The following is a 17,220-nucleotide window of genomic DNA, read 5'->3' on the forward strand; positions in this document are numbered from 1 at the left end:
GAATTTGAGCGGATGGCCATTACTTTTTGATGACTAAGAATGTCCATACCAAGTTTGGAAATACCAAACTAAGAGTATTTGATATTCATATCAATCAAGGGTTCACGCGAACCTTTTTCAGCACGAAGTCGTGCTAAATACCGTTCCCAGATTTCCACTTGTTGATTACCCAGTTCAAATAAAATCTTCCACGAAAACAGCCCTGTATCATGGCCATCATCAAAAATGATTTTAACTGCATAATTGCCGACAGGCTCAATGGCAGTGATATTGACGTTTTTCTTATGGGTGACCAAAATTGGATTGCCGTGGCGCTGCACTTCAGCTGAAGGGGAGTGAACACGTAGCATTTCGCAGCTGATATTAAACACTTCACCACTTTCAAAGCTCACTTCAAGTAACTTAGATTTACGCTTTAATTTAAGATTGGTTACAACGGGGCTATTGGCTTGCTGGTTCATGGCATTGCTCTCTTTAAAATACTGTCAGCAACGTTAAGATACTCTTGGCTGGCAATGATAGACAATAAAAAAGGTGATAGTCCATTGTGGCACTATTCACCTTTAATTTCCTAATATCTGTGAGGCTAAATTAGTAATAGATCACAGCTAGGGTAGGTAAGCTTAAGCAATCGCTACAGAATGAAGCGGCTTAAGTCTTCATCTTCTACTAGGGCATCTAAGTGATCATTGACATAATCTGCATCAATCACAAAGGTGCTGCCTGATTTTTCTGAAGCGTCATATGAAATCTCTTCCATCAGCTTTTCCATCACAGTATGTAGGCGACGCGCACCGATGTTTTCAGTGGTCTCGTTGACTTGCCAAGCGGCTTTAGCAATGCGTTCAATACCACATTCACTAAATTCAACTTTAACGCCTTCAGTCCCCATTAATGCCACATATTGCTCAGTTAATGATGCATGCGGTTCCGTTAGGATACGTTTAAAGTCATCAGCGGTTAATGCGCTTAGCTCAACACGGATTGGTAAACGGCCTTGAAGCTCAGGGATTAAATCCGATGGCTTAGACATCTGGAATGCACCTGAGGCGATAAACAAGATGTGATCAGTTTTAACCATGCCGTGTTTAGTGGTCACAGTACAACCTTCGATTAATGGCAGTAAGTCACGTTGCACGCCTTCACGAGATACGTCAGGGCCTGAGCTTTCGCCGCGCTTACAGATTTTGTCGATTTCGTCTAAGAATACGATACCGTTTTGCTCAACCAAGTCGATAGCTTGCTCTTTCATGTCTTCTTGATTGACAAGCTTGGCCGCTTCTTCTTCGATTAACAGCTTAAATGCTTCTTTAATCTTAACCTTTTTACGGTTTTCTTTAGTTTGTCCCATGTTTTGGAACATACTTTGAAGCTGATTGGTCATCTCTTCCATGCCTGGAGGTGACATGATCTCAACCCCCACTTGCGGCGCGGCTAAATCGATATCAATTTCTTTATCGTCTAGCTGGCCTTCACGTAATTTCTTACGGAAGATTTGACGGGTATTTGAATCGTCTTTCTTTTCAGTATCCCAGTCATCTTTTGGCTTAGGCAATAGGGCATCAAGAATGCGCTCTTCTGCAAGCTCTTCAGCGCGATGACGGCCTTTTTTCATTTGCTGTTCGCGGGTCATTTTCACGGCTGAGTCTGTTAAATCACGGATGATTTGCTCAACTTCTTTACCCACATAACCCACTTCAGTGAATTTAGTGGCTTCAACTTTAATGAAAGGCGCATTAGCTAGTTTTGCTAAACGGCGGGCAATTTCAGTTTTACCCACACCAGTAGGGCCAATCATTAAAATGTTCTTTGGGGTCACTTCTTGGCGAAATGATGCTTCAAGTTGCATGCGTCTCCAACGGTTACGAAGAGCAACGGCAACAGAACGTTTAGCATTTTTTTGACCAATGATGTGCGAGTCTAGCTCATGGACAATCTCGCGTGGGGTCATTTCAGACATAGATAATTCCTTACGTGCTAATTTAGTAGTCGATTTGCTCAACGGTTTTATGTTGGTTGGTGAATACACATATATCACCGGCAATCGTTAATGATTTTTCTGCAATGTCACGAGCACTTAAATCAGTATTTTGTAATAAGGCTAGCGCAGAGGCGTGGGCATAGTTACCTCCAGAACCAATTGCAATGAGGTCATGCTCAGGCTGAACCACATCGCCGTTGCCAGTAATGATCAATGATTCTTTGGTGTCGGCAACAATAAGCATGGCTTCAAGGTTGCGGAGCATTTTGTCGGTGCGCCAATCTTTGGCGAGTTCAACGGCTGACTTTAATAAATGGCCTTGATGCATTTCGAGCTTGGTTTCAAAACGCTCAAAAAGAGTAAATGCATCGGCTGTGCCGCCAGCAAAACCTGCGATCACTTTATTTTGATAGAGACGACGCACTTTGCGGGCATTGCCTTTCATGACGGTATTGCCAAGGGATACTTGGCCATCACCTGCGATGACAACTTGATTGTTACGGCGTACGGATACGATAGTAGTCACGGTAAATCCTCTTAACGACGGCAGCGAATAGGAGTCTGCTGCTTGCTGATAAACTAGATATGGGGTTGGTTATTCGAAATTCAAGGGAATAAAAAAGACGCTAACAGTGTTAGCGTCTTTTTTGAGTTGTTTATCGATTCTAGGATACGAAGGCTGAGTTATCTAACTGAGATAAGCTTAGTATTCCCATAGCCAAATTTGGCAGCCATTAATGCTAGCACGCTGCAATTTATGTCTGGCACGCTCTGCGGCACGTTTTGACTCAAATGGCCCTAAGATCACTTTATGCCACACGCCTGTCGTGCCTTGGGTGGCTCTGACTTGGGCTTCTAGACCTTGAAAGGCAATCACGGCTTTCATTTCTTCCGCCTGAGCAAGTTTTCTAAATGAGGCGCATTGCATTTGGTAAGGGCCTTGAGACTTCATCGCATCTTCTGGCACTTCAATATCAATACTCTTATTTTCTAGCTCTTCCAAATAAGTCCACTGCTCCGTTGGTTTTGGCGGCAGGGCATTAGGGTCTTTTTTAGTCGGCTTTGGCGTTGGCTTTTTAACCACTTGAGTTGCTGGTGCTGACTCAGGCGTCACATCATCAGAACTACCACTGATAAACCACAAGAAATAACCAAAACCGCCTAACAGTAAAATGACCACCAAGGTCGGCAAATAAGGAATAGAGCGCTTTTGTTGAGCTGCGCCTCTCTTTTTAGATGCCGAACGTTTTTTGGGACTAGGCTTTTTATTAGCGTAATCTCGGCTCATTTACATACGCTCTAAGGTTTCGATGCCTAACAGCGACAAACCGGTTTTTAAGGTTTTTGAAGTTAACTGCGCCAATAATAAACGGCTTTGTTTTTGCGCTTCAGTTTCAGCGGCAAGCACAGGGCAAGCTTCATAAAAACTTGAGAACTCACTGGCTAGCTCATAAACATAAGCACACATAACATGTGGTAGGCCTTTTTCAGTCATGCGAGTTAATACTTCGCCAAACTGAGCAAGCTTAGTACCGAGTTGCTTTTCTTTATCGTGTTCAAGCACGATTTTAGCCTGACTTAAGTCAACATCTGCGGCACGTTTAAAGATACCTGCTACACGGGTGTATGCATAAAGTAGGTACGGCGCGGTGTTACCTTCAAAGCTGAGCATTTGCTCAAAGCTAAAGATATAATCGCTGGCGCGGTTTTTTGATAGATCTGCATATTTAACTGAGCTAATACCCACAACGCGAGCCACTTCAAGTAGGGTCTCTTCGTCCATATCTGGGTTTTTGCTACGCACTAATTCAACGGCGCGAGTGTTTGCTTCATCCAGTAAATCCACTAACTTAACAACGCCACCACTACGGGTTTTAAATGGACGACCATCTGGGCCATTCATGGTGCCGAAACCTGTGTGCTCTAGTGATAAACCTTCACGAACAAAACCTGCGGTTTTAGCCAGTTTGAATACTTGTTGGAAATGCAGCGCTTGGCGCAAGTCGACAAAGTACAGGGCGCGATCGGCTTTTAGTACATTTGAGCGGTAACGCATTGCGGCTAAATCAGAGGTGGCATATAAATACCCGCCATCTGCTTTTTGAATAATAACCGGTAGAGGCTCGCCTTCTTTGGTGCGGAACTCTTCTTGGAATACCACTTTAGCGCCATTACTTTCGCTTAATAACCCTTTAGCATTTAAGTCTGTAACCACTTGGGCTAAATCATCGTTGTAAGCACTTTCGCCATGAACATCTTCACGGGTTAAGGTCACCCCAAGACGTTTATAAACGTCATGACAATGGGCTAACGAAATATCATTAAACTCACGCCATAGTTTATTGCAGTATTCATCACCTGATTGCAGCGATACAACTAAGTTACGGGCGCGGGTAGCAAAGTCGCTTGATTCATCAAAACGTACTTTGGCTTCACGGTAAAAGGTTTCTAAATCAGATAGCTCAAGATCAGCTTGCTCGCCATGAGCAGCGCGAAGCTCTTCCATATAGGCGAGTAACATGCCGAACTGAGTACCCCAGTCACCCACATGGTTTTGACGAATGACCTTGTGGCCTAAAAATTCTAGTGCGCGTACTACACTGTCACCAATAATGGTTGAACGTAGATGACCTACGTGCATTTCTTTAGCCAGGTTTGGTGATGAGTAATCGACCACAATGGTTTGTGATTCAGGCAAGCTGATACCTAAATGCTCACTGTTTAATGCATCTTGCAGTTGATTTGCTAAGGCATTTTCATCAATAAAGAAGTTGATAAAGCCAGGGCCGGCAATTTCAACTTTAGCCACATGGCTAGATGCCGGCAGATTGTCGATGATTAACTGGGCGATATCGCGCGGGTTCTTTTTAGCGACTTTGGTTAGCATCATCGCTAAGTTAGTGGCTAAATCACCATGAGTTTTATCTTTAGTGCGCTCAACTTGAATGCGAGCCTGAAAATCAGCTGGGACAATGCCTTGTTGCTTAAAAGAGTCGACGGTTTGTTCTAGTAAAGATGCAATATGTGATTTCATGGGCGTTTATCAGCACTAACTTAAAGTAAAAGACAGGAGTAACCGACTATTTTAGCCGCTTTTGATACTCGAATGCTATCTCGATAGTGTTTTTATTCGAGATTTTTTTTAAATTTCAGCAAAGCGAATTTAATCGCTGCATTAGACAAACTGATTACATTAAATCTTGCGGGTCGCGGTCAATGCTCCAGCGGCATTTTTTGCTTTCAGGTAATGCTTCAATGGTTGGCAGTACTTGCTCAAAAACCTGTTGTAATCGTTGTCTATTTTTAGCTTGAAACAATAACTGACGGCGGTATTTCCCTGCCTTGCGATCTAGCGGAGCTGGCATTGGGCCAATGACTTCAAACTCTTTATCTTGTGGTAATAAGCTAGCCACCTGATTAAGGAAGTTATCGGCATCTTCTGCTAAATGGGCATCGGCTCTGAGCAGCACCATGTGCCAAGCGGGTGGCAACAGGGCTTGTTGGCGCTCAAGCAGTTGCCCGCGGGCAAACTTACCATAACCGTGCTGCAGCAAATCCCTTAATATGGGGTTATCACTTTGATGGGTTTGCAGTAATACTTTACCGGGCTTATCAGCACGGCCGGCGCGGCCTGATACTTGGGTATAAAGCTGGGCAAAACGCTCTGGGGCTCTAAAGTCAGCGCTGAATAAAGCGCCATCGACATCCATTAAGCCTACTAAGGTCACATCAGGAAAATGATGCCCTTTTGCCAGCATTTGGGTGCCCACTAAGATTTTATATTCACCTTTTAAAATGCCATTAAGCTGCTTTTCTAATGAGCCTTTTCTGCGGGTGGTATCACGATCGATCCTCACCACCGGATATTGGGGGAACTCTTGCTCTAAGGTTTGCGCCAGTTGCTCAGTGCCGGTGCCATGACCCATTAACATGGTGCTGCCACACTCATGGCATTGATGAGGAATAGCATATTGATTGCCACAATGGTGACAGCAGATTTCATTTAAGCTCTGATGGACAGTAAAAAAGGCATCGCAGCGATCGCACTCATGCAAATGTCCACACTCATGACAAAGTAGGGCTGGCGAAAAGCCGCGACGGTTTAAAAACAGTAATACTTGATTACCTGCATCTAAATGCATGCGCATTTCATTGATCATCGAGGCGCTCATGCCGGCCTTAAGCGGATGGGAGCGAATATCAATAATGCCTTGTTTTACCTTTTGCGCTGCACCAGCTCGCTCGCCTAGTTCTAAGTGGGCATAACGGCCTGAAATGGCATTCTGTAGTGATTCTAGTGATGGCGTGGCCGAACCTAAAATTACTTGAATATCTTCAAGGTGGCCGCGCATTACCGCTAAGTCACGGGCGTGATAACGCACCCCTTCTTGCTGCTTAAAGCTGCTGTCATGTTCTTCATCAAGAATGATCAGCCCCGGATATGCCATAGGGGTAAATAGTGCCGAGCGAGTGCCGATAATAATCGCGGCTTCACCACTACGGGCCTGACGCCAGGCTTCTAAGCGCTGGTTATCAGTTAATGCAGAGTGAATAACCGCAATATTGACATCAAATCGGCGCTTAAAGCGGTTAATGGTCTGCGGCGTTAAGCCAATTTCTGGCACCAAAATCAGCGCTTGTTTGCCTTGCTTTAGGATAGTTTCTAATACTGATAAATAGACTTCGGTTTTACCTGAGCCAGTAATGCCCTCTAATAAACTGCAATGAAACCCTTGCTGCTGATTAAGGATAGATACTGCCACCGCTTGCTGTTTATTAAGCTTAAGTGGGGTTTCTGTCATTACGAGTTGTTGACGCCAACTTAAGTCGGCGGCATTGGTGATGTGCTGGCGCTCAATCCAGCCTTTATCTTCAAGGGCTTTTAAGGCTACTTTACTCAGTTCTTGAGTGGTAAATTCATCTTGACTGATGGCCGACTGCTGCAGTAATTGGAATAATTTCTTTTGTGCGGGCGCTCTTTTGAGCACGCTGATATCAACCTGCTTGCCTTGCTCGTTTAACCCAAATACAGTCACAGTCTGCGGTTGGGCGCTTAGGCCTTTACGCAGGGCAACCGGTAAGGCTTGGCTGAGCATTTGCCCTTGGCTGGCAAAGTAATATCTTGCCGCCCAAAGTGTTAATTTGTACAAACTTTCAGGCAGTAACGGTTTATCATCCAGCAGTTCAGTGATAGCTTTAATCTTGTTTGCTGGCACGTCGCAGTCCTCTTTAATGGCAGTAATAAGCCCAATCAGTTGCTGTCGACCAAAAGGCACTTTTACCCGCAGTCCAAGCTTTATTTGTGCTACGTTGGCTTCAGGGATTTGGTAACTAAAGGTTTGCCGCATGGGAACGGGCAATGCAACCTCAACAAACACAGGCATAAGTCATCATCATTCAGAATTGTGAAGCTCTAGTTTACTCGAGCTAGACCATAAAGAAATAGGATAAGAGAAAATTGATGTTAAAAGGATTATTTAGCAAACACGCCCTAGCACTGTCCGTTTTTTTATTTTCGTTTAGCGCCCAAGCGGCGCTGAGTCATATCAGTATCAATAGCCGCCATTTTAAGCTAGATCAGCATCCGCAATTAAAACTCAATATTGTGGCCGCTAACGGTGACCTGTCACGACTGAGTTTTCACTTACGTCAAACCGATGGAGCAAATGAGCTTGTTGAGGAGTTAATGCTGCAACCGGTGAATAGCTTTATGCTCTACGCCATAGGGGTTGATGATGTCAGCGATCCTAATGCTAAGCTGATTGTCAGTGAGTATAAGGGCAATAGTTGGCAGCAGTTTGCGGTATTGTCGGTATTTGATGCCCCTTACATAAGCCCCAATGGCCGCAGTGAGATTAAAATCGATGCCGCTAAAGCACTCAAAAAAGCCCCGTTAGCTGCAACACCAGCTCTAAAGGATCCTATTACTGTAACGGCAAGTAATAACAGCAATTATAGTCAGGCTTGTATGGTTGAGCGTAATAACACTGAAACCTTATGGGGGATTGCATCACGTTATGCTACATCGTGGAATACCCATGTTTATGGGGCCATGCTAGCGCTTTATGAGGCAAATCCTCAGGCGTTTTCGCAGCAGAAAATTCACTTAATCAAACGCAATGTCCCATTGCGTTGCCCGACAAAAGTTCAGTTGAATCAATATCTAACTAAGGCAGATGCCAAGCTTGAATTTGAGGCGATGGAAGCTAAACACCGTCGTCAATAAATAGCACTTGTTTGGGCTGGACACATACTGTACTATTGCGCGCCTAAAACACTATTGTTATTAACGCATGTGGTGCTCAACTTCGGGTTGGGAGAGCGACGTGGCCTATATTAAAAGGTAATCCAAATGAAAACAGGTATCCACCCAGACTACGCTGAAATTACTGCAACTTGTACTTGTGGTAACATCATTAAAGTAAATTCAACTGCTGGTAAAAACTTGCACTTGGACGTATGTGGCGCATGTCACCCATTCTACACTGGTACTCAGAAAGTTGTAGACACTGGTGGTCGTATCGACAAATTCAACAAGCGCTTTGGTGCACTTGGTAAAAAATAATTGCCCTTGCAATTATTTTAAGAAAAAGACGCTTCGGCGTCTTTTTTTGTAGCTGTCACTTTTTACACAAATTTATTTTCAGCTAAATAAAGTTTTTGGTTATAAATTATATAAACTCAACTGAGTTAATAATATTGTTATTTAGGCAAACTTTTGACAAGTTTAAGTAGCATTTTACGGTTTTTATTAGCAAATCTTGTTATTTTTCTACATTTTTAAGTCATTGATTCTTAATGTGATGGTTAATTTTTTGATTAAAAAATATAACTTGACCAAATTCCAATTATTAAAGGTAACTTTTGTTATTTTTTGATTTATAATCCCAGCTGAAAGCGATCGCTGACGGTTTAGTTTGATCTTAGGTTATTTTTAACAGGCCTCGTTTTCGCAGAATTACTTTTACTTCGCCGTATCACTTGCCTCACTCAGGAAAATACAATGCCAGATTTTCGCCAACAAGCTCTCGATTACCATGAATTCCCAGTTGCAGGTAAAACTGCTGTAACCCTCACTAAACCAGCGCAAACTAGTCATGATCTGTCGCTGGCATACAGTCCAGGTGTGGCAGAGCCGGTAAGAGAAATTGCGGCCAATCCTGATGACGCATATCGTTATACCAATAAAGGTAATACCGTTGCGGTGATTTCTAACGGTACGGCTATTTTAGGCTTAGGTAACTTAGGCCCATTAGCATCAAAACCTGTGATGGAAGGTAAGGCATTATTGTTTAAGCGTTTCGCCAATATTGATTCAGTTGATATTGAAGTGAAGCACAGAACCACGGCAGATTTTATTAATACGGTTGAGTCGATTGCAGATACCTTTGGCGGCATTAATTTAGAAGATATCAAAGCGCCTGAGTGTTTTGAAATTGAAAGAGAGCTTATTGCCCGTTGTAATGTGCCTGTGTTTCATGATGATCAACATGGTACGGCTATCGTAACTGCAGCTGGCATGTTGAACGCACTTGAAATTCAAGGCAAAAAAATTGAAGACGCAGTATTTGTTTGTTTAGGTGCAGGCGCAGCGGCTATTGCTTGTATGACCATGATTGTTAAGTGTGGCGCTCAGCGTGAAAATGTTTACATGCTCGACCGACAAGGGGTGATCCATACTCGCCGTGAAGACATTAACGAATACAAAGCCTTGTTTGCTAACAACACAGACAAGCGTACCTTACAAGATGTGATTAAGGATGCCGACGTATTCTTAGGGCTTTCTGGCGCTGATTTATTAACTGCTGATGACATTGCACTAATGGCACCAAAACCGGTTATTTTTGCTTGTTCAAACCCAGATCCTGAAATTAAACCTGAGTTGGCACACTCAATCCGTCAAGACTTGATTATGGGTACTGGCCGCAGTGATTACCCAAACCAAGTGAATAACGTATTGTGTTTTCCTTTCATTTTCAGAGGCGCATTAGACGTTCGAGCCAGTGTCATTAATGATGAAATGAAAATTGCTGCAGTTAAAGCGTTAGCGGCAATTGCTAAAGAACCTGTTCCTGCGGAAGTATTAGCAGCATACCCACATGTTGATTCATTAAGCTTTGGCCCAGAGTATGTGCTGCCTAAGCCAATGGACCCTCGTTTATTAAGAAATATCGCCAGTGCGGTATCTCAAGCGGCCATTGATTCAGGTGTCGCGGTACTAGATAAGGTACCCACTGACTATTAGTCTATTAATGGTGAGATATTAGCGTGAGTTAGGAAGGGGCATTAGCCCCTTTTTTATTGGCTGATCATGGCGTTAATAATAAAAATGATTTGGCTGCTATAATTAAATGATGCTGAGTCAGTGTCACCGTTATTTTTGCAAGGTTGCTGCAGATAATTTAGCAAAATAAGATTATTAAGCCTAAGCTCACTTTTTTAAAACTGCGACAGCATTATTTTATTCAACAAGTGATATTATGACGAGCTCAATATAAGGCGAGACTATTAGTATAAAGTAAACGCGTTTAGCATAAACTGAACATGTGATTTTAATATTATTTTTCTAAACTATTTTTCTAATAATAAAAATGTACTCGCAATAAAATAACAATAACGAATTCCCCTTGAGTGCTGTGTTTAAGCAGGATGCTGATAAATGAAATTAACGAAAATGCTAACCAAAAAGCTGATCAGTTTTTGGCTGTTATCGCTCACGGCTGTGGGCTTTATTTTTTTGGTGGGTGCTATGGTCAGTTTCACACAATTGACCTATAAATTTCAGCAGCAAAAAGTCGATAAGTTAGGGTTGATGTTAGTTGAGCACTATCAATCTATTAGCCAATTTAATAGCCAATCTAATAGCCAATCCAATAGCCAGTGGGATTTACATGCATGGCTACCGCCTATGCTAATGGCTTATAACGCCAATTCATTTAAGTTGACCCGTGGTGATGATATTTTATTTGAGTATTACTCCCCTACGGCAGATCAATATCCAACTCTCTATAAGCATACGCTTGATAAGCCGTCTAATTTAGCGATGGAGCTAAATTTACCCCAGCCGTATCTAGTACAACAATTAGGTTGGTATGAATATATCAGCTTGTTTATTGCTTTAAGCGCCATTGGACTGTTTGTCCGTTTTGGATTGCGCTGGTTTACTGAAGAGTTAGACGGCATTGAACATATCGCTCAGCGTAGTCATTTGATTTTGGATGGCGAGCATCAACAAGCATTGCAATATGCGGCTAAGGCCAGACCACGACTGATTAACCGCGCCATGACCAAGTTACTTGTGCAACTGCAAGATGCACAAAAAGAGCGGGGCCGTTTTGATCAGTTTATTCGCTCGAATACCTTTTTGGATCCCAGCACTCGCATTGGTAACCGCATCTTTTTTGAAAACCGTTTGGAGGCGTTAACCCACCAAGAAGCCATGATTGCCCATGGGGTAGTGGTGCTGATGAACTTTGACGACTTAGATTTATTACAGCAACAACACGGTGTTGAAGAAGTGAATGAGCAGCTTAATGACTTAGTGCAAGCCGTACAAAGGTTACTGGTGAGTTTTGAAGAGTCCATTTTTGCCCGCTACAGTTTTAATCAATTTGTGGTGGTCGCGCCGCAATTATCCCTTGCTGAAGCAGACAGTTTAGCCGGCAAACTGCTTAAAATTGGTATTAGCCAATTACAAAATCAGTCTGACTCGCAAGATAACTATATTCATTTAGGGGCCGCTTTTTACAAGGCTGGCGATCAGCAGCAGCAGATCGTTGAAGAAGTTGAAATGGCCTTAAAAGCTGCACAACTGCAACGAAATAATAATTGGTTTATGTATGACAAAGGCGCTGTAGATAAAGAGATTGCCAAAGGCTCAGTGCGTTGGCGCAGTTTTTTAGAAAGCACCTTAGTTAACCGCCGCTTTGTGGCTATCACCGAAAATGTGATTGATAGTGATGGCGCAGCTTGCCACCAAGAGGCCTTCAGCCGCGCTATTGATAATCAAGGTAATGAGGTTAGGGCGACGTTATTTATCCCTATGGCCAACAAGTGTGGCTTGATGCCGCAAATTGAGCGGCAATTAATTGAAACTGTGCTATTTGAATTAATGGCCAATAACCAACAGCATTTTAGTGTGAATTTAAGTCTCGATTCGTTAACCAGTCGCGCTTTTACGCGCTGGCTACAAACCACCTTACTTGAGCATCGCCCCTTAGCATCAAGGCTTACTTTTGAAGTGGCTGAAGATATTGTGGTCAAACATCAACAAGACTTGGTCGCCACGCTCGAAATGCTTCGCAAAATAGGAGCAAGGTTGTGTGTTGACCATGTGGGCTTGCAAGTTGTGGGCACTCACTACATTCAAGAGTGCCATTTTGACTTAGTGAAATTGCATCGCTCTATTATTCATCAAATCCATCTTAAATCTGAAAACCAATTGTTTATTCGTAGCTTAATTGGTGGCTTATATCGCGCTGAAGTGCAGGTATTTGCTGAAGGTGTCAGTAGTTTTGAAGAGTGGCAAACGTTAAAAATTCTCGGTGTTAGTGCCGCCCAAGGTGACTTTTTTAACCACTAGTATTGAAGCTGCTTGGGCTAGCTTAAAAGCGTTTTACTATAAATTGGTACGATAATTGTATCTTGTTGTATCAGTAATAGCTCATAGTGAGTCGTTATCGGCAGCCGTTATGGGAACAATGATAGATTGTGGCTGTTTATTCAGCTGATTTTGCCACATTTTACTGTGATAGCATGTTTGATGAGCGAGTGTGAAACTTGTGTATCTTCGTTTAACAACCTATCTTATGTATAATGGAAAATTAGCCAAATATTCCCCTATAAAATTAAGGGATTAGAGGTTAAAATGACACTCGTTATTTTTTTTGACGCTTTTTTAGTCTTAGTTGGCGAAAATCGTTATGACATCTCGGTAAGTAGGCTATTTTGATGTTGTCTAACTGGTTTGATTTTGGCTGCGTAGAGTTACTTTCTTTCTATGTCATTACATTCGCGAGTCATTGAAGCACAGGGTTTTGAATGAAAAATGGTTTTTTGAACACATTAGCTTTTTGGCGCAAGCCTCAGCCTACTGCAGAGTTAGGCTTATACCTTGGCGCGGATACGATTTCAGTTTTTCAGACTAATATAGTCAGCAATGATGAGCAACAAACTGATTCAACAACAAAACCCTTTGCAAACTTGGCTATACACGGCGTTACTCATCAAATCGCTTTAAATGGCGATAATTACTCAAAAGCCTTTGAAATGCTACAGCAAGAATTTGGCGCTGCTAAGCTTCAAATAGTCTTGAGTGAAGCCTTTTACCAATTAGTCACTGCTGATAAACCAAACGTAGAAGCCCAAGAGCTATCTCAAGCACTCTTGTGGTCGGTTAAAGACTTAGTTTCAGAGCCTGTAAGTAACATTCAATTAGATTACTTTGAGTCTTCATTAAACACATCCGGAAAAATTAATGTGGTAGTGGCTAATAAAGCGCAACTATCGCAATTAGCCCAAGCTTGTGAGCATCATGGTTTTGTCATTAGCGGCATCAGCATTGAAGAAATTGCCATGACCCATTTATTTGACGATGAGTCAGCCCACATGATTGTTAGTCATGTATCAGGGCAAGAGTTGCTATTAACCGTGGTTAAGCAAGGCGAGTTATTAATGCAGCGCCGAGTGCGCGGCTTTAGTCAAATCGATAGCGCCAGTGCCCAAGACTTACAATATGGATTAGCCGATAATTTGAGTTTAGAAATTCAACGCTCAATGGATTACTTCGAGAGCCAATTACGCCAAGCCCCAGTTCAGTCGATTAATTTACTTATCGGTGGTGAATCCCAAGCCTTGGTGCCTTTGGTCGCACAAAACTTTAATCAAACGGTCAGCGTGATCTCACACGACTCTGTAAATGGTCATTTTGCCACCATGGCATATGCGCAACTCGCTGGAGGTGTTAAGTGATCAAAACCACGGTTAACCTGTTTAGCGCCGACTTATTGCCCGCCAAGTTAAGATTGTCTTTTGAGCGCATGATGTTGGCGGTTGCCGCCGTAGTTGTGCTCAGTCTTATCGCCTGGGGTGTTGGCTTTTGGTTGGAGTCGACTCTTGCCAGTCAGCACGCGGCTTTATCAAAGCAAAAGCTGCAATTAGACAATCAAAAAGCAGCGTTAGAGTTGCAATTATCCACCCGTCAACCGGATGCGGATTTAGTTGCTAAAGTCGAGCTTGAGCAGCAACGTCTAGAGTTAAAGCAATTATTATCAGATGAAATAAAACAACGAGATAACATGATAAGTCATGGCTACGCAGGCCTGCTCACCGATCTTGCCGCTGTATCTGATAATTCTGTATGGCTAAATCGGATTGTGATAAATGAACAATATTTTGAATTTGAAGGTTTTGGCTCTCACCCCCAAAGCATTCCACTTTGGGTGGAGCGATTAAAGCATACCGAAACTCTTAAAGGTTACGCTTTTTCTACCATGACCATGGATAGAGGCGAAAACCAGCCTTTGGCGTTTAAGTTGGCGAGCACTGTTGAACAGGGGGCGAAGCAATGAAGCAATCATGGCAAAAACTCGCCATTCAGTTTAATGAGCTCAGTCAGCGCGAAAGAGTATTGATTGCCCTTGCCAGCATAATTGTTGTTGCAATGCTGCTTTATATACCGGTTGAAACTATCTGGAAAGAAAGATTAAAGCTGTCACATCAAGTAACGCAAATTGAATCTGAAAATGAGGTTTCTGAGCAACAAATTGCGCTTTATCAGCAGCGATTAGCCATGGATCCTAATAGTGATTATCGCAATAGGTTGACCTTGATTGAGCAGCAAAATCAGCAGATGGATGCCAATTTAGAAAGCCAGATGATCTCCATGGTGCCAGCCAATTATATGCCGACAGTATTAACCACTTTGCTGGGTAATATTAACGATGTGAAGCTAGTGTCATTTTCCTCTATCGCGCCGCAGCCACTTATTGAAGTGGGCGAAGAAGACAAAATGAACCTGTATAGCCATGGTATTCGCTTAACCCTAGAAGGGCGCTATTTCGCGATTTTAAAATTTATTCAGTCCATTGAAGCTATGCCAGACAAATTATATTGGAAGCGTCTTGATTATCATGTTGAGCAACACCCCAATGCCACAGTAGAAATAGAGCTTTATACCTTAAGTATTAATAAGGAGTTTATTAGTGTTGCACAATAAGCAGATACTCATAATCACCTGTGCTATCAGCCTAAGCTTTTTGCTATTCAGTAGCTTAAGTTTTGCAAAAGCATTGAGAGATCCGACACTACCAGGTAAAGGCTACGCAGTGTCATCGACTCAAGTTAATCGTCCGGGCTCATTAGTACTTAATAGCATAATGCACAGTAATAAACCCCACGCGGTGATTAACAACAAAATATTATTTGTTGGCGATCGCGTCGAAGGGGTACGAATTGAATATATTGGAAAGCAATACGTTAATTTAGCTGATGGCAGAAAATTAACGCTATTTCAATCGATAACAGAGCGATAGGAAATCAATAACAATGAATGTAATTAAGTATGTAACCCCTCTGCTATCCCTGTGTTTGTTGGGCTGTCAAACGACAGACAGACCCGATCCAACCACCTCTAAAAGTGAGCTGAGTCAATCTCTTGAGCAAGCACAAGCGGCGCAAAATATTGTCCCGCCGCCAGCGCAAATGCCTGAAGATGTGCAGCGTGAATTAAATGGTTCAAGTTCCCTTGGCAGAACCAGTGCAGCTTTACCGACTGAGCGCCGCTTTGATGTGTCGGCTAACGATGTTGATGCTAAAGTGTTTTTCCCAAGTTTAGTTCAAGGCACTCCTTTAAGTGTGGCGGTGCATCCTGATGTGACCGGCTCTATTTCTGTATCGCTCAATGGCGTGACGCTTTCTGAAGTGATTAAAGTGATTGAAGACATTTATGGTTATGAAGTTAGCCAAGATGGTCGTATTTTACGGATTTTCCCTGCGGGCATGCGCACCGAAACCTATCCGCTAAATTATATTTATATGGAACGTGAAGGCTTATCACTAACCTCTGTCAGCTCTGGGCGCATTTCAGACAGTAATGATAATTCAAACTCGAACTCAAACAGCAATAACTCAAACAGCAATAACTCAAATAGCAGCAATAGCTCAAATAACAACAGCAGTAACAACAGTAGTAATGATGGTAGTGATAATACCAACGGCACCTTTATTCGCTCGACCACTAAGTCAAATTTTTGGGGTGAGCTAGAAAAAACCTTAGTGTCCATTATTGGCGATACCGGTGGTGGACGCCAAGTGGTGATTACGCCTCAAGCAGGCTTAGTAACGGTGCGCGCTTTTCCAAACGAGTTACGCCAAGTCAGTACCTTTTTAAATATTGCTGAAACCCACTTACAGCGTCAGGTGATCCTAGAAGCTAAAATTTTAGAAGTGACCTTATCTGATGGTTATCAACAAGGTATTCAATGGGATAACGTTTTAGGTCATGCAGGTAGCACAGACATTAGTTTTGGTACTTCACCGGGTAATGGCTTAAGCGATCAAATTACGAATGTAATAGGCGGAGTGACCTCTGTCAGCTTAACCGGTACCGACTTTAGTACCATGATAAGCCTGCTGGATACCCAAGGGGATGTAGATGTGCTTTCAAGCCCAAGGGTGACCGCATCTAACAATCAAAAAGCCGTGATCAAAGTGGGTAATGATGAGTACTTTGTTACTGACGTATCATCAACCACGGTCGCAGGTACAACGCCAGTGACGACCCCGCAAGTTGAACTGACGCCATTCTTTTCTGGTATTGCTTTAGACGTGACCCCGCAAATTGATGGTGAAGGCAATGTGTTGTTGCATGTTCATCCATCAGTGATTGATGTGTCTGAGCAAATCAAAGAAATTAAAGTCAGTGGCTCATCATTAGAGCTGCCATTAGCGCAAAGTGAAATCCGTGAATCTGACACTGTGATAAAAGCTTCATCAGGTGATGTGGTAGTGATCGGTGGCTTAATGAAGAGCGAGAATATTGAAATCGTGTCTAGAGTGCCGCTACTGGGTGATATTCCTTTCTTAGGGGAGGCATTTACCAACCGCAGTAAATCAACCAAAAAAACAGAGCTTATCATTATGCTTAAGCCAACGGTTGTCGGTGCTGACACTTGGACCAACGAGCTAAAGCGTTCAAAAGACTTGCTAGACCGTTGGTACCCAGAGCAAGAATAGCGATG

The 17,220-nt window shown here is 42.8% G+C and carries 15 protein-coding genes; 9 read left to right on the plus strand and 6 right to left on the minus strand.

What is annotated here, in order from left to right; translation table 11 throughout:
• Nucleotides 1–68: 68 nt before the first annotated feature.
• The 6 genes from BM739_RS06045 to priA form a co-directional block, all read right to left on the minus strand.
• The gene (locus BM739_RS06045) at nt 69–461 is read right to left on the minus strand and encodes a gamma-butyrobetaine hydroxylase-like domain-containing protein (protein WP_076538497.1); all 393 of its coding nucleotides are present in this window, start codon (nt 459–461) and stop codon (nt 69–71) included.
• 173 nt (nt 462–634) lie between these two features.
• Nucleotides 635–1,960, minus strand: coding sequence for an ATP-dependent protease ATPase subunit HslU (hslU, locus tag BM739_RS06050; protein WP_076538499.1), 1,326 nt, complete (start codon nt 1,958–1,960; stop codon nt 635–637).
• A 22-nt stretch (nt 1,961–1,982) separates the two neighbouring features.
• The gene (hslV, locus tag BM739_RS06055; protein WP_076538501.1) at nt 1,983–2,507 is read right to left on the minus strand and encodes an ATP-dependent protease subunit HslV; all 525 of its coding nucleotides are present in this window, start codon (nt 2,505–2,507) and stop codon (nt 1,983–1,985) included.
• A gap of 177 nt (nt 2,508–2,684) precedes the next feature.
• Nucleotides 2,685–3,269, minus strand: coding sequence for an SPOR domain-containing protein (locus BM739_RS06060; RefSeq protein ID WP_076538503.1), 585 nt, complete (start codon nt 3,267–3,269; stop codon nt 2,685–2,687).
• Nucleotides 3,270–5,015 carry an arginine--tRNA ligase gene (argS, locus tag BM739_RS06065; protein ID WP_076538505.1) on the minus strand — a complete coding sequence of 582 codons (1,746 nt, stop codon included), beginning with the start codon at nt 5,013–5,015 and terminating at the stop codon, nt 3,270–3,272.
• A gap of 154 nt (nt 5,016–5,169) precedes the next feature.
• Nucleotides 5,170–7,365 carry a primosomal protein N' gene (priA, locus tag BM739_RS06070; RefSeq protein ID WP_076538508.1) on the minus strand — a complete coding sequence of 732 codons (2,196 nt, stop codon included), beginning with the start codon at nt 7,363–7,365 and terminating at the stop codon, nt 5,170–5,172.
• 77 nt (nt 7,366–7,442) lie between these two features.
• Between priA and BM739_RS06075 the strand changes: the two genes are divergently transcribed.
• The 9 genes from BM739_RS06075 to mshL all read left to right on the plus strand — a co-directional run bounded on the left by BM739_RS06075 (nt 7,443) and on the right by mshL (nt 17,215).
• Nucleotides 7,443–8,207, plus strand: coding sequence for a FimV/HubP family polar landmark protein (locus BM739_RS06075; RefSeq protein ID WP_076538511.1), 765 nt, complete (start codon nt 7,443–7,445; stop codon nt 8,205–8,207).
• Nucleotides 8,208–8,333: 126 nt separating this feature from the next.
• The gene (rpmE, locus tag BM739_RS06080) at nt 8,334–8,546 is read left to right on the plus strand and encodes a 50S ribosomal protein L31 (RefSeq protein WP_076538513.1); all 213 of its coding nucleotides are present in this window, start codon (nt 8,334–8,336) and stop codon (nt 8,544–8,546) included.
• 438 nt (nt 8,547–8,984) lie between these two features.
• The gene (locus BM739_RS06085; RefSeq protein ID WP_076538515.1) at nt 8,985–10,226 is read left to right on the plus strand and encodes a malic enzyme-like NAD(P)-binding protein; all 1,242 of its coding nucleotides are present in this window, start codon (nt 8,985–8,987) and stop codon (nt 10,224–10,226) included.
• 414 nt (nt 10,227–10,640) lie between these two features.
• Nucleotides 10,641–12,563, plus strand: a complete 1,923-nt coding sequence (gene csrD / locus BM739_RS06090) for an RNase E specificity factor CsrD (RefSeq protein ID WP_076538517.1) — start codon at nt 10,641–10,643, stop codon at nt 12,561–12,563.
• Between the two features lie 458 nt (nt 12,564–13,021).
• The gene (locus BM739_RS06095; protein ID WP_076538519.1) at nt 13,022–13,951 is read left to right on the plus strand and encodes a hypothetical protein; all 930 of its coding nucleotides are present in this window, start codon (nt 13,022–13,024) and stop codon (nt 13,949–13,951) included.
• Nucleotides 13,948–14,550 carry a fimbrial assembly protein gene (locus BM739_RS06100; protein WP_076538521.1) on the plus strand — a complete coding sequence of 201 codons (603 nt, stop codon included), beginning with the start codon at nt 13,948–13,950 and terminating at the stop codon, nt 14,548–14,550. The genes BM739_RS06095 and BM739_RS06100 overlap by 4 nt, the downstream gene beginning before the upstream one ends.
• The gene (locus tag BM739_RS06105; RefSeq protein ID WP_076538523.1) at nt 14,547–15,197 is read left to right on the plus strand and encodes an MSHA biogenesis protein MshJ; all 651 of its coding nucleotides are present in this window, start codon (nt 14,547–14,549) and stop codon (nt 15,195–15,197) included. Before BM739_RS06100 ends, BM739_RS06105 begins: the two co-directional genes overlap by 4 nt.
• A 4-nt stretch (nt 15,198–15,201) precedes the next feature.
• A complete protein-coding gene (locus BM739_RS06110) occupies nt 15,202–15,513 on the plus strand; it encodes a hypothetical protein (protein ID WP_076538912.1) in 312 nt (103 codons plus the stop codon).
• 13 nt (nt 15,514–15,526) lie between these two features.
• Nucleotides 15,527–17,215 (plus strand): pilus (MSHA type) biogenesis protein MshL, encoded by a 1,689-nt coding sequence (gene mshL / locus BM739_RS06115; RefSeq protein ID WP_076538525.1) that lies wholly within the window; start codon nt 15,527–15,529, stop codon nt 17,213–17,215.
• Nucleotides 17,216–17,220 lie beyond the last annotated feature (5 nt).

This window comes from Shewanella sp. UCD-KL21 (assembly GCF_001957135.1).
In the GTDB taxonomy this organism is placed as follows: Bacteria; Pseudomonadota; Gammaproteobacteria; order Enterobacterales; family Shewanellaceae; genus Shewanella.